Source organism: Lactiplantibacillus sp. 30.2.29, from assembly GCF_018991255.1.
Lineage (GTDB): Bacteria > Bacillota > Bacilli > Lactobacillales > Lactobacillaceae > Lactiplantibacillus > Lactiplantibacillus pentosus.
In genome coordinates, this window is sequence record NZ_JAGYGU010000013.1 from 32807 (window position 1) to 46586 (window position 13780).

General features: G+C 45.8%; 12 protein-coding genes and 2 other annotated features. All 12 genes read left to right on the forward strand.

Translation table 11 applies throughout. The features are described 5' to 3' along the window. The first annotated feature begins 104 nt into the window (after nucleotides 1-104). The 12 genes from tpx to KGF65_RS08755 all read left to right on the forward strand — a co-directional run bounded on the left by tpx (nucleotide 105) and on the right by KGF65_RS08755 (nucleotide 13577). On the forward strand, nucleotides 105-599 hold the full coding sequence (gene tpx / locus KGF65_RS08700; protein WP_050339365.1) for a thiol peroxidase: 495 nt from the start codon (nucleotides 105-107) through the stop codon (nucleotides 597-599). Between the two features lie 37 nt (nucleotides 600-636). Next, nucleotides 637-870: a binding site (T-box leader), on the forward strand. A gap of 51 nt (nucleotides 871-921) precedes the next feature. Continuing rightward, nucleotides 922-3591, forward strand: a complete 2670-nt coding sequence (locus KGF65_RS08705) for a valine--tRNA ligase (protein ID WP_216748361.1) — start codon at nucleotides 922-924, stop codon at nucleotides 3589-3591. A 141-nt stretch (nucleotides 3592-3732) separates the two neighbouring features. Beyond that, nucleotides 3733-5058: a folylpolyglutamate synthase/dihydrofolate synthase family protein gene (locus KGF65_RS08710; protein WP_105923993.1), complete on the forward strand. Its 1326-nt coding sequence runs from the start codon at nucleotides 3733-3735 to the stop codon at nucleotides 5056-5058. Nucleotides 5059-6137: 1079 nt separating this feature from the next. Continuing rightward, entirely contained in the window at nucleotides 6138-6776 is a 639-nt protein-coding gene (locus KGF65_RS08715; protein WP_050339362.1) for a JAB domain-containing protein, read from the forward strand. A 221-nt stretch (nucleotides 6777-6997) separates the two neighbouring features. After that, complete coding sequence (locus tag KGF65_RS08720) at nucleotides 6998-8002, forward strand: rod shape-determining protein (RefSeq protein WP_003639183.1); 1005 nt, start codon at nucleotides 6998-7000, stop codon at nucleotides 8000-8002. Nucleotides 8003-8072: 70 nt separating this feature from the next. After that, on the forward strand, nucleotides 8073-8918 hold the full coding sequence (gene mreC, locus KGF65_RS08725) for a rod shape-determining protein MreC (protein ID WP_003639182.1): 846 nt from the start codon (nucleotides 8073-8075) through the stop codon (nucleotides 8916-8918). A gap of 12 nt (nucleotides 8919-8930) precedes the next feature. Next, nucleotides 8931-9449, forward strand: coding sequence for a rod shape-determining protein MreD (gene mreD / locus KGF65_RS08730; RefSeq protein ID WP_003639181.1), 519 nt, complete (start codon nucleotides 8931-8933; stop codon nucleotides 9447-9449). A 21-nt stretch (nucleotides 9450-9470) separates the two neighbouring features. Continuing rightward, a complete protein-coding gene (locus KGF65_RS08735) occupies nucleotides 9471-10139 on the forward strand; it encodes a septum site-determining protein MinC (protein ID WP_101873232.1) in 669 nt (222 codons plus the stop codon). Continuing rightward, nucleotides 10139-10945, forward strand: coding sequence for a septum site-determining protein MinD (minD, locus tag KGF65_RS08740; protein ID WP_003639179.1), 807 nt, complete (start codon nucleotides 10139-10141; stop codon nucleotides 10943-10945). Before KGF65_RS08735 ends, minD begins: the two co-directional genes overlap by 1 nt. Before the next feature lie 47 nt (nucleotides 10946-10992). Next, nucleotides 10993-11223: a binding site (T-box leader), on the forward strand. Nucleotides 11224-11426: 203 nt separating this feature from the next. Further along, nucleotides 11427-12068: an amino acid ABC transporter permease gene (locus KGF65_RS08745; protein WP_056952760.1), complete on the forward strand. Its 642-nt coding sequence runs from the start codon at nucleotides 11427-11429 to the stop codon at nucleotides 12066-12068. Nucleotides 12069-12080: 12 nt separating this feature from the next. Continuing rightward, nucleotides 12081-12722 carry an amino acid ABC transporter ATP-binding protein gene (locus KGF65_RS08750; protein WP_050339358.1) on the forward strand — a complete coding sequence of 214 codons (642 nt, stop codon included), beginning with the start codon at nucleotides 12081-12083 and terminating at the stop codon, nucleotides 12720-12722. 15 nt (nucleotides 12723-12737) lie between these two features. Then, nucleotides 12738-13577, forward strand: coding sequence for an amino acid ABC transporter substrate-binding protein (locus tag KGF65_RS08755; protein WP_050339357.1), 840 nt, complete (start codon nucleotides 12738-12740; stop codon nucleotides 13575-13577). Nucleotides 13578-13780 lie beyond the last annotated feature (203 nt).

Below are 13780 nucleotides of genomic sequence, written 5' to 3' on the forward strand. Positions count from 1 at the left end.
GATGAGGCTAAAGTTTGCGAAGCACCTGAAATTGCGGTAAATTTAAGCTATACTAGTTTCAAGGCATACATTGTCAATCATTAGTTATCGAAGGGGTGTTTTTCGTGCAAGTATTATTTCATGATCAAGCATTAGACCTAGTCGGTGAGCCACTAGAAGATGGCGATCAATTACCAAAGTTCAAAGTATTTACGACGCATGATAAGAAGATCAAGACCAAAGACTTACTTGGTAAGCCAGTCCTATTGAGTGTCATGCCCGATATTGATACGCGCGTTTGTTCGATTCAAACTAAGAAGTTCAATCAACAAGCCGATAAGTACCCCCACGTTCAGTTTGTCGCGATTTCCAACAACTCAGTAGCGGATCAAGCTGGCTGGTGTGCTAAGGAAGGCGTGAAAAATCTGACGGTGGCTTCTGATGAGGAGCTTTCCTTTGGGTATGCAACGAATCTTTATCTGCCCAATAATGGGACGTTGACACGCGCCATTTATGTAGCGGATGCGGACGGCAAGATCGTTTATCACGAAATCGTGCCCAATGTCAGTCATGAACCAAACTATGTGGCTGCACTGGAAGCTTTAAAACAATTCGAATAAAGATTGACGATAACCAGGAAATTCATTACAATAGTGACAACTAGCAATGAGCAAGAGAGTAGTGCTGAATGACGTCTTTAGAGAGAACGTGAGTAGTGGAACACGTTTGGCGTTTCAGCACGAAGGTAGCTTGCGAGCTGTTATTCTGAACGTTTAAGTAGGAATAGCCGAACGGGATACACCGTTCGTTAACAACGATGTTTAAGCTGTAAAGCAGTTACTTGTGATTGCTTTAAAATTAGGTGGTACCGCGAATCCATTCGTCCTAACTCAATTGGGATGAGTGGATTTTTTTGTACCTAAATGGAAAGGATGTGCCCCAATGTCAGAAGAACCAACTACTGATATGCCAACTAAGTATGATCCGACCGCCGTTGAAGCGGGCCGTTATCAAACTTGGCTAGACCAAGATTTATTCAAGCCTTCGGGCGATAAGAAAGCTAAACCGTATTCAATCGTGATTCCGCCGCCAAATGTTACTGGTAAGTTGCATCTAGGCCATGCTTGGGATACGACCTTACAAGATATTATTATTCGTCAGAAGCGGATGCAGGGCTTCGATACACTGTGGTTGCCAGGAATGGACCATGCGGGGATTGCCACCCAGGCAAAGGTTGAAGCCAAACTTCGTGAACAAGGCGTTAGTCGTTATGACCTCGGACGGGAGAAGTTTATTCAACAAGTCTGGGATTGGAAAGACGAATATGCGTCAATCATCAAGCAACAATGGGCCAAGATGGGGCTGTCATTAGATTATTCACGTGAACGGTTCACGATGGATGATGGCTTGTCAGACGCAGTTAAGAAAGTCTTCGTTGACTTATACAACAAGGGCTTGATTTACCGTGGCGAATACATCATCAACTGGGATCCGCAAGCACGGACCGCGTTATCTGACATTGAAGTGATTCATAAAGATGACCAGGGTGCCTTCTACCACGTCAAGTACCCATTTGCGGACAAGGATTACACGTTCAATGGTAAGCATTACATTGAAATTGCAACGACTCGTCCTGAAACCATGATGGGTGATACGGCCGTAGCGGTCAATCCAAGTGATGAACGTTATAAGGAATTAGTTGGCAAAAAGGTCATCTTGCCATTAGCCGACCGTGAAATTCCGATTATTGCGGATGCTTACGTTGACCCTGAATTTGGGACTGGGATGGTTAAAATCACGCCAGCCCACGACCCAAATGACTTCAAAGTCGGAAACCGGCATGACTTGAAGCGCATCAACACGATGAACGAAGATGCTACGATGAACGCCAACGCTGGTAAGTACGAAGGTATGGACCGCTTTGAAGCCCGTAAAGCGATGGTCAAAGATTTGGAAGATCAAGATTTGATGCTTAAGATCGATCCAATCGTGCATAGTGTTGGGCACTCTGAACGGACAGGTGTCCAAGTTGAAGCCCGGCTGTCGACGCAGTGGTTCGTTAAGATGAAACCACTCGCTGAACAAGCTTTGAATAATCAAAAGACTGATAACAAAGTTGAATTCGTGCCAGACCGTTTTGAAGATACCTTCAATCAATGGATGGAAAACGTTCATGACTGGGTTATCTCGCGGCAACTCTGGTGGGGTCACCGGATTCCAGCTTGGTATAACAAGACGACTGGTGAAACTTATGTCGGGGTGGATGCACCCAAGGATCCCGAAAACTGGGAACAAGACCCTGATGTTTTGGATACCTGGTTCTCCAGTGCCCTCTGGCCATTTTCAACGATGGGTTGGCCAGATACGGATGCGGAAGATTTCAAGCGCTACTTCCCAACTGACACGTTAGTTACCGGTTATGATATCATCTTCTTCTGGGTTTCACGGATGATGTTCCAAAGCCTTGAATTTACGGGTAAACGGCCATTCAAACACGTGTTATTGCACGGCTTGATTCGTGACGAACAGGGCCGTAAGATGAGCAAATCACTCGGCAATGGGATCGACCCAATGGATGTCATTCAAAAGTATGGCGCCGATGCCTTACGGTGGTTCCTATCAAACGGTTCGACAGCTGGACAAGATGTCCGGTTCAGCTACACCAAGATGGACGCTGCCTGGAACTTCATCAATAAGATCTGGAACGCCAGCCGCTACGTTATCATGAACTTGGGCGCGATGGACAAACCGGTCTTACCAGCTGCCAGTGAATGGACGTTGGCTGACAAGTGGATTTTGAGCCGTTTGAATGCCACGGTTAAACAAGTGACGACGACCTTTGATAAGTTTGACTTCGGTGAAGCCGGTCGCGCGCTCTATAACTTTATCTGGAATGACTTCTGTGATTGGTATATCGAAATGAGTAAGGAAGTGCTGACCGGGGATGACGAACAAGCTAAAGCCAACACGCAAAATGTGTTAGCCTACGTGCTCGACCAAATCTTACGGTTACTCCACCCAATCATGCCATTCGTTACAGAGAAAATCTGGTTGTCGATGCCACATGAAGGCCAATCATTAGTCGTTGCGCAATATCCAGTGGACCATCCAGAATTTGACGATGCGGACGCTGAAAGTGATATGGCATCATTGATTGAATTGATTACGGCTGTTCGGAGTATCCGGGCTGAAGCAAATGCCAAGATGTCGTCAGCGGTCGACTTGTTGATCAAGACGGATAATGCCCGGCTACAGTCTGTCTTCAAGACTAATGAAGATTACATTCAACGGTTTGCACACCCGAAGACCTTGTCAATTGGCGCTGACGTGGTTGCACCGAAGTTAGCCATGACTCAAGTGATTAGTGATGCGGAAGTCTACATCCCACTCGCTGAATTGGTTGATCTGAATGAAGAAATCAAGAAGCTAGAAAAAGAACAGGCGAAGTTTGAAAGCGAAGTCGCACGTGCGACTAAGAAGCTCGGTAACGAACGCTTTGTGGCCAACGCACCTGAAGACGTGGTTAATAGTGAAAAAGAAAAATTAGCTGATAACCAAACCAAATTGGCTGCTTTGAAGCAACGGCTAGTCGACATTAAAGCGCAAGCTTAGTTAGTCGTATGACTCAGTTTATCGCTGAGTTAATTGGTAAAATGGTAATCGTCCCAGTTGTTCGGGAGGGTTACCATTTTATTTTAAATGAACGGGTAGAAACGATGTCAGTAGGTGGCATCTTAGGGAGGAAAGGCAAAAATGATTGAGACTTATTCGGATGCGTTAGCCTTTATTCACGGCCGAACGAAATTTAAAAAGGCGCCGACATTGCAGCGGATGCGTCAATTTTTACATGAACTTGGAGACCCACAATTACAAGTCCATGGGATTCACGTTGCGGGGACCAATGGCAAAGGCTCAACGGTTGCCAATTTACGGGAACTGTTTATGGCTGATGGACTGACAGTCGGGACGTTTACGTCACCGTTCATCACGCGTTTCAATGAGCGCATCAGTGTCGATGGGACGCCAATCAGCGATACTGACTTGGTGGAACTGGTTCAACAGGTGCAACCGGTAGTCGCCAAGCTAGATGCAACCCTGGAGAGCGGAGGACCGACGGAGTTTGAAATCATAACGGCCATGATGTTCTTATACTTCGCCGCCCAACCAATTGACATTGCCATCATCGAGGTGGGCCTGGGTGGTTTATATGACTCAACCAATGTCTGGACACCTGCTGTCAGTGTGATTACGACGATTGGCTACGACCATATGCAGATCCTAGGTGATACACTGACGGCGATTGCGACCCAAAAAGCGGGAATTATCAAACCACAAATCCCTGTCGTTGTGGGAAAACTACCAGCTGAAGCACAGGATGTCATGGTTCAAACGGCGGCAGACCAGCAAGCACCGCTACAGACGCTGGATGTTGATTTCACGACTAAGTTATTAGCACCTCAGGGTTGGCAGGAGCGGTTCAACTTTGATGGTTTAGATGAACATTTTAAAGATTTGACGACCCCGTTGCTCGGCGATTATCAGGTCGATAACGCAGCGGTCGCGCTGGCGGCTTACCTCACTTATCACCAACAGACGCAAGTCCCTGTTAGTGCGAGTGATGTCAAAAAGGCGCTGGCTGGAACTCAGTGGCCGGGTCGCTTTGAACGGTTAAATGCGGACCCACTGATCATGATTGACGGTGCACACAACGAGCCCGCAATCACCGAATTGGCGGCAACTTTACGTGAACGTTTTGGACAGCAAACGGTGTATGTGATTTTTGCCGTTTTAGCAGATAAACAGCATCAACAGATGATTCAAACGTTGGGCGCTTTACCCAACGTCCACTTGTTGTTAACACAATTTGCAGGTCCCAACGCCAAGCGGCAAGCGACTGATCCCAGCACATTAGCCGCTGAGATGCCTAGCGGTCATTCAGCAGCCGTCTTTGACAACTGGCAAGCCGCACTAATGCAGGCGTTGCAAGAAATGTCGAGTGACGACGTGTTATTGCTGACTGGCTCGCTCTACTTCATCAGCGACGTCCGCGCTTATTTCAAACAGGCGGATGCAGATTAACCCACACAACTAATCAGCGCACCAAGCTTAAATTTTTAGCTTGGTGCGCTGATTTTTTTAAGCTGTTAACGGCATGAAAAATCATTGAAACGTGCCACATTGTCGGATGTCTGTCCGTCTGCACATGCTCATCCTACGTCGACTTCTGGGGCCGGCTGACAATTGCTGGAACATAGCCGACGTCGATTTGAACTCACACAGAAAACCACTGTGCAATTTCAAATACGAGTCTTATTCTAAGCCGGAAGCAACCCACTTCCGACTAAGAATAATTTGGCTATTGAGCATTGTCAGCCGGCCCCGCCAGTCGGGAAGCCACTCGAATGGCAGATGAACGGCCACCTATCTGGGTACAATTGACCTCTGAATATTAAATGACTAGTCCTTCAGGCAAACTTTTAATTGGCCTCAATAATGCTTTATCACGCTTAATCACTGAAAAATCAGTTGAATTTTATCGACTAAATTCAACGGACATTAATCTTGAATTTGGTCGATAAATTACCTTCGTTTATAATTTGAGACTTTACTATCTCAAACGACTAAGGAAAGTTCTGACAAATTCAGTGAAACTGCTGATTTGAAAAGTTAAAACATGGGTTAGGAAGCTTAGCTATCATTCGAAACTAGTCTGACAGTGGAATATCAAAATATCTGTGGGCTAAGAATCAACGACTAATCCAACAAAAAGTTGGGTCCACAAATGTCTGCCTTTCGAGTACCATCCCAGGCTGGAAGGCATTCTGGGCAAGGCCCAGTGGTGAAATTTCACTTAGCAAGCGTTTTTGGCTTGGTTAGTGAAAGACCAGTATTTAAGACGTGGTTTGTCGGCTTAAATCTGTGTCCACCACGTTCCGGCCATTGACCAGAATGCCTGGAAGCCGGCCTAGGACGCCGCCACAACAGCAAGTTTACGCTGAGTCGCACTTTTTCCAGCGGGTCTCAGCTGGCTGCCCTTGAACTTCAGCACGTTTCAATGATAAATAATGTTACTCGAAAAAACTTTTTTAAAAAACTTCCATAAAAATAATGGAGACTCGTCGTGCTTGCGTATCTACTAATTAGAAAGGGTGTTTTTGATGACGATATTAGAAGAGGCATACGTACCAGTGACCCAAGCGCATGAGTTAGTTCAGCAGTATTTTGCGACGTATTTACCAGCGGAGGAGGTCGATCACGCTGTCTGGATGTTTGAACGGTCGTATCCGTTAGAGGAAGCGACGGATTGGTTACATGAATCGTCTAAGGATCCAGTGTGGAACCGACTGATAATCGGATTACGATGTGGGCAGTTATTGCCACGCCCGGCGCGTCGATTGTTAGACCAGGTGTATGGTAGTGAACAATTAGCGCGGACGTTGTTGGAAGATTATGCGCATCTTGAGCAGGAACAGCTGCAACTCTTGTGCCTGGATACCAAAAACAGCGTATTGCGGCGTGAAGTTGTTTTTCAGGGGACAATCAATAGTTGTCCCGCACAGCCACGTGAAATCATTAAGTTGGCGTTGATGACGGTGACGGCGAGAATTGTCATTGTTCACAATCATCCCAGTGGTGACGTCACACCATCCACTAAGGATATTGAATTTACCAAGCGGCTCCAATTGGCTTGCGAATTGATGGGAATGCCATTGTTGGATAGTTTTATTGTCGGTGTAAACGATTACTATAGTTTTGCGGAACAGGGCTTAATAAATTGTAATACGGATTCGCAATAGAATGTGGTAAAATAACGGGGTTAGGACCGATTGTTCATCGGCCTGATCGCGTTTTTTGTTAAATTTTATCTAAGTTAAATAGTGAAACTGTATTTTTTATTGATTTACGGTATGCTAGGTTTCAGGCAGTGCTTTTTCAATGCAGTGCGACTATGCTATAATACTTACTATTATGACTAAAATAAAAAATTAAATTTGTTAATGATGAAGGGATGAATATAGTGTTCGGATTTGGGACAAAAAATATCGGGATCGATCTCGGTACTGCCAACACAATTGTGTACGTTGACGGCAAGGGCATCGTATTACGGGAACCATCCGTAGTTGCGAAGAACACGAAGACTGGTGAAATTGTATCAGTTGGTTCAGAAGCACGGGATATGATTGGGAGAACGCCAGCAAGTATTGTGGCGATTCGACCAATGAAGGACGGGGTCATCGCAGACTACGATACGACGGTTGCGATGATGAAGTACTTTATTCAAAAGACGTTAGGCCGCTCAAATGGGAAGCCTTACGTGATGGTTTGTGTACCTAGTGGTGTCACAGAAGTTGAAAAGCGGGCCGTTATCGATGCAACTCGAGTAGCCGGTGCGCGTGACGCGTACGTTATCGAAGAACCATTTGCCGCTGCGATTGGTGCCGGTTTGCCAGTAATGGATCCAACTGGTAGCATGGTCGTTGATATTGGTGGTGGGACGACCGACGTGGCTACGATTTCGTTAGGTGGGATCGTGTCAAGCCGTTCAATTCGAATGGCCGGTGATAAGATTGATGATTCAATCATTTATCATGTTCGTCAGAAGTTTAACTTGCTAATCGGTGAACGGACTGCAGAACAACTCAAAATTGATTGTGGTTCAGCTTCCTTAGAAGCAGCTGAAGAAATTGAAGGCTCAACCATTCGGGGTCGGGATCTGTTATCTGGATTACCAAAGACGGTTGAAATTTCATCAGTAGACGTTTCCGAAGCGATTCAAGAAGTCGTTTCTGAAATTATTTCTGCTATCAAAGAAACACTTGAAGAAACTTCCCCAGAAATTGCCTCAGACGTAATTGACCACGGGATTGTTTTGACCGGTGGTGGTGCTTTATTGAAGAATCTTTCTGAAGTGATTGCAGATGAAACCAAAGTTCCAGTATTCATCGCAAACGAACCGCTCGACTGCGTTGCCGTTGGGACGGGTGAATCACTCAAGAGCATCGACGTTATGAAAAAGCGATAACAGGTGAGCGGGAAGACGTCTTCCCGCTTATTTATTGTTAACTCATTGAATTTTCGACCGGGGGTTCATTATGCAAAAGTTTTTTTCTAACCGTAAACTGGTAATTGCAATTGTTATCTTCATTATTAGTTTCGGCTTGATGAGTGTCTCAGTGGCCATTCGTGATAAAAAATCAACACCACCATTGATTCAACAATTTGGAAATGACGTGGCGGGTGCGGTTGACCGGGTGATTGCCTGGCCGGTTAATGGTTTACAAAGCGCGACCAACTCAGTTTCTGACTTGTTGAACACCTATCAAGAAAATCAAAAATTAAAGAAACAAGTTGACCAATTGGCCCAAGCCAAGGTCAGTGCGCAAACGACGCGTGCCGAAAACAAACAGTTACGCAAGGAGCTCAAACTGAACGACTCGCTATCTGATTACACAACGGTGACGGCTAATGTTTTGACCCGGACACCTTCTTCATGGATGAACCAATTGGTGATTTCTAAAGGTGCGACGGCCGGCGTTAAGAAGAACATGCCCGTCATGTCACAATCTGGTTTGATTGGCCGGGTCGTCGAAGTCAATCAGACCAATTCGAAGGTTGAGTTGATTTCTAACACGAGTTCTTCCGCCAATAAATTTGCCATTCAAATTACCAATAGTGCTGGTAAGACCGTTAATGGGATTATTTCAGGCTATGATAAGAGTAGCAATTTGCTAGAGATGGGCTCCGTGACCTCTAACGTTAAGATCAAGAAGGGCGATAAAGTCGTCACGAGTGGTCTGGGTGGGAATACGCCAAAAGGCCTGTACGTTGGTAAGGTTTCCAAGGTCAAGCAGGATGATTATGGGCTGGCTTCCGAAGTTGAAATTACGCCCGCAGCTGACTTGAGTGACTTAACGGTCGTGACGGTCGCTGAACAATAGGGAGGTGCAACGGTGAGTTTCTCAAGATTAAGAGTCATTTTTCCAATCGGGTTATTTGTTGCACTCTTTTTAGACGGCTCGCTCTCGAATGTCTTTGCTGGGCATTTGTTCAGCTATCCCTATGCCAGTGTGCTACATCTGACCTTACTGTGGTTGGTCTTCGCCGTCTTCTTGGATGATCACGACGCGTTACCAGTCGGCATCTGGGCGACCTTTGTTGGGTTGGTCTTTGACTGGTATTATACCGGGGTCTTCGGCGTCTACATGGTGGGCTTACCGTTGATCGTGTATTTATGCCGACAGATCAAACCTTGGTTGGATTTGAATTTTTTGACATTACTGATGATTTATATTATCAATTTAACGATTTTAGAAGCATTTACGTACATTTGGTACACGATGGGGCACGTCATCTCAAGTAGTTTGGCGGACTTTGCCGTGTACACGCTAGGACCAACGATTGCGGTCAACCTAGCAATCTTTGTGATTTTATATTATCCAATGCGTCGGTTATATCTGAGTGTTATTTAGTCGGCAGAAAGGAATTCTAACATGCAGCAGAGTGTGGTTTTAAAGGCCAGCAATGATGGCTATGAATTAATTTTGCGTCAAGCAGCCAGTTTTGACGATATTATGGTTGACTTGAAAGTCTTACTCGACCGCTTGCAGGCTGATAACACCAGTGATGAGCAGATCTCGTTTGATTTAGATACAGCAAGTCGGCTGTTAACGGCTGACCAGAGTCAAAAAGTCACGCAGTTGATTCAGCAGTATCCGTTGTTCAGTATTCATAAGCTCACGGCGGACGTGATTTTGACCGCTGATGCGCTCGCGATGATTGAACGCGATACGGTTCACTTAGTTAATCAGATTATTCGTAACGGTCAAGTCGTTGAAATTACGGGGGACGTGCTGTTCTTCGGTAAGATTCATGAGGGCGGGGTGCTCCGAGCCACTGGGAGTATCTTTGTGATGGGTGAGATTCACGGTGCTCTGGAAGCCGGCTATCCCGACCATAACGACGCGGTCATCGTGAGTCCATTGGCGACGGTACCGCGGGTGCGAGTGGGCGAATTGTTAGAATTAGTTGACCTCGAAAAAGTCGTTGAGGGGACCAATGTGGTTTATATCAACGACATTCAAGCGTTAGACTATCAGCCACTTAATCAATTAAAACGGGTACGACCGAAGCTATTTACACGAAATGGAGGACGGATTTGATGGGAAAAGCAATTGTCATCACCTCTGGTAAGGGTGGCGTTGGTAAGACGACCACGACGGCCAATTTAGGGACGGCCCTTGCATTAATGGGCAAGAAAGTTTGCTTAGTTGATTTAGATATTGGGTTGCGTAACTTGGACGTGATTCTTGGTCTCGACAACCGAATCCTCTATGACATTGTGGATGTGGTCGCGGGCCGGGCACAATTACGGCAAGCGCTAGTTAAGGACAAGCGGTTTGATGACCTCTTATTCCTGTTACCCGCAGCGCAAAATGCGGATAAGGATTCATTGAATCCAGACCAGGTACGGGCCATCGTGGATGAGTTGAAGCCTGATTTTGACTACGTTCTGTTAGATTGTCCAGCCGGAATTGAACAAGGCTTCATGAATGCGATTGCGGGTGCTGATGCGGCAATTATTGTCTCAACGCCAGAAATCTCAGCCATTCGCGATGCCGACCGGGTCGTCGGTTTACTAGAACAATATCCGTTAGCTGAAGCGCCCAAGCTAGTCATTAACCGGATTCGGACGCGCATGATGCAAGATGGCGAGACGATGGATATTGATGAAATTACCCATCACTTGTCGATTGATCTATTAGGAATCGTGTTTGATGATGATGCCGTCATTCGAACTTCTAACAATGGGGAACCCATCGTCTTGGATCCTAAGAATCCAGCGTCGCAGGGTTACCGGAACATTGCGCGTCGAATCGAAGGCGAGACGGTGCCATTGATGAATTTGGAGACCCCTAAAGCGGGTGTTTGGTCACGAATTGCCGGAATTTTTCATCGCAACAAGTAAAAAAGGCTTGACGGTTGATTAATTTTCAATTAGTATGGATTCAACATTAAAAAACAGGGAACAGAAGAGTAGTTGTGAACATCTTGTTCAGCGAGTTATCGATGATGGGAAGATAACCAAGACTTATGACGAACCACATCTGTGAGTTGGACGACTGAAGTAAGTAGGTCGTTCCGGTTGGCCTCGTTAGCGGCGGAGTTTAGTGATAAACTCGTTGAGGTTAGTTGTGTGAGCAACTAATGAATATGAGGTGGAACCGCGATTAAATCGTCCTCTTAGGTATGATGACCTAAGGACGATTTTTTTATTATCACGAAACTCCCTGAGGTAATAACTGTGAGGTTATTACGAACTGAGGTGGAACCACGGATGACCGTCCTCTTGAGCGTTAGGCTTGAGTGGACGGTTTTTTTAGTTCCTCAAATCATGACGATCGATAGACAAAATGACTTGTGACCTGTAAATTTGGGAGGGAAAGCACATGCACTATATTTTAGAAATATTGCCATCATTATTATCTGGTGCCGTTATGACACTTAAAATCTTTATTTGGACCTTGATTGGGTCGTTACCATTAGGGTTAGTCGTCGGGCTCGGCATGATGACCAACTTCAAGCCACTGCAATGGTTATTACACTTGTACGTCTGGCTGATGCGGGGCACGCCATTATTACTTCAATTAATCTTCGTCTTCTACGGACTGCCACTGATTGGCATCGTCTTTCCACGGTACTACGCGGCGCTCTTTGCCTTCATCTTGAACTACGGCGCCTACTTTGCGGAAATCTTCCGTGGTGGCTTACAATCGATCGATAACGGTCAATATGAGAGTGCACGAGTGCTACGGTTGAGCTACTGGCAAACGATTCGGAAGATCGTAGTGCCACAAGTGATCAAAATCGTCTTACCATCAGTCGGAAATGAAGTCATTAACTTGATCAAGGATTCATCCTTAGTTTACGTCATCGGATTGGGCGACTTATTGCGTGCCGGCAACGTTGCCACTTCACGCGATGTGACGTTGATTCCATTGGTACTCGTGGGGGTCATCTACTTAGCCCTAACGGCGGTCACGACCTTTATCCTCGGACGCGTCGAAAAACACTACAGTTACTGGAAATAGGGAGGTCATCATATGTTAGAACTCAAAAATATTACCAAAAGTTTTGGCAGCCGTACCATCATCAAGGATTTGAACTTAACCGTTAAGGACGGCGAGATTCTGAGTATCGTTGGCCCCTCTGGCGCTGGGAAGACCACGCTGCTACGCTGCATTACCGGACTCGAAAAAGTTAACGCTGGCGAGTTTCTGGTTGACGGACAACCGTTTGACCCATACACGAATCGCAGTAATGACAGTGTGATTGGAGTCGTGTTCCAAAACTTTGAACTGTTCCCCAACTTGACCGTGATGCAAAATATCACGTTAGCGCCAACGATGGTCTTGAAACAATCTACCGATGAAGCCACGAAACAAGCCCAGACACTATTAGACCGTTTGAACTTAGGTGACCACGCCGACCAGTATCCGTTCCAATTATCTGGTGGTCAAAAGCAACGGGTCGCAATCGCACGGGCATTGGCAATGCGGCCTAATGTGCTCTGCTACGATGAACCGACCTCAGCGCTAGATCCGAATTTGCGTCAAGAAGTTGAAAAGTTGATTTTGGGATTAAAGGCGGATGGCATGACTCAAATCGTCGTGACCCATGATTTGACCTTCGCTGAAAATATTGCGGATGAAATGTTCCACGTTGAACCGAATAAACAACAGTAGGAGGCGGCATAATAGATGAAGAAAAGATTATTTTCGCTAGGCCTGCTGCTGGTGATGTTGATGGGTGTCGCGACGACATTGAGTGGCTGTGGTCAGAATGTGACGCAGCGTGCGGATACGCAGGACACCTGGTCGACGATCAAAAAGCGGGGCTACGTGGTCGTCGGTTTGGATGATAGCTTTGTGCCGATGGGCTTTCGTGAAAAGTCGGGGAAGTTAGTCGGCTACGATATTGACTTGGCACGCGCCGTCTTCAAGTTGTACGGTATCAAAATTAGTTTTCAAACGATTGACTGGTCCATGAACGCGACTGAATTGCGTAACGGCACGATTGATCTGATCTGGAATGGGTATACGAAGAATCCACAACGGGAAAAAGTCGTGGCATTTAGCGATACTTATTTGAAGAACAAGCAAGTCTTAGTTTCGTTGAAGAAGAATCATATCAACTCATTTGACGATATGACGGGTAAGACGCTGGGTGTGCAGTCCGGTTCCTCGGGTTATGAATCACTTGAAAATAATCCCAAGCTCCTGAAAGACAAGATTGCTAAGAAGACGCCTGTTCAATACGATACCTTTACGAATGCCTTCTTGGATCTGAATGCCGGTCGTATTAAGGGATTATTGATTGATAGCGTCTATGCGAACTATTATATCAAGCACGAAGCCAATTCAGCGGATTACAACGAAACACAGGGCACTTTCAAGTCCGAAGACTTCGCCGTTGGGATGCGGAAAGGCGATAAGACGATGCGCAAGAAGATCAATGCTGGACTGAAGACCTTGAAAGCTAACGGTACGTTAGACAAGATCAATAAGAAGTGGTTTGGTAATCAGAAGGTTGAGAACTAAGTTAGCGTGATTTAAATCAATCGTTATTACTGGATTAAAAAATCTGTTGATAGCCATCAATTTGATGATGGCTATCAACAGATTTTTTAATAGTTTACAATAATATGCCTGTCAGATAGTGGACTCAAACTGGATTCGAGACAACATCTGTTTGGGCTGAATCTAGTTTGAGGTAGCGTGTATGACCAGCAGCTTGACGAACT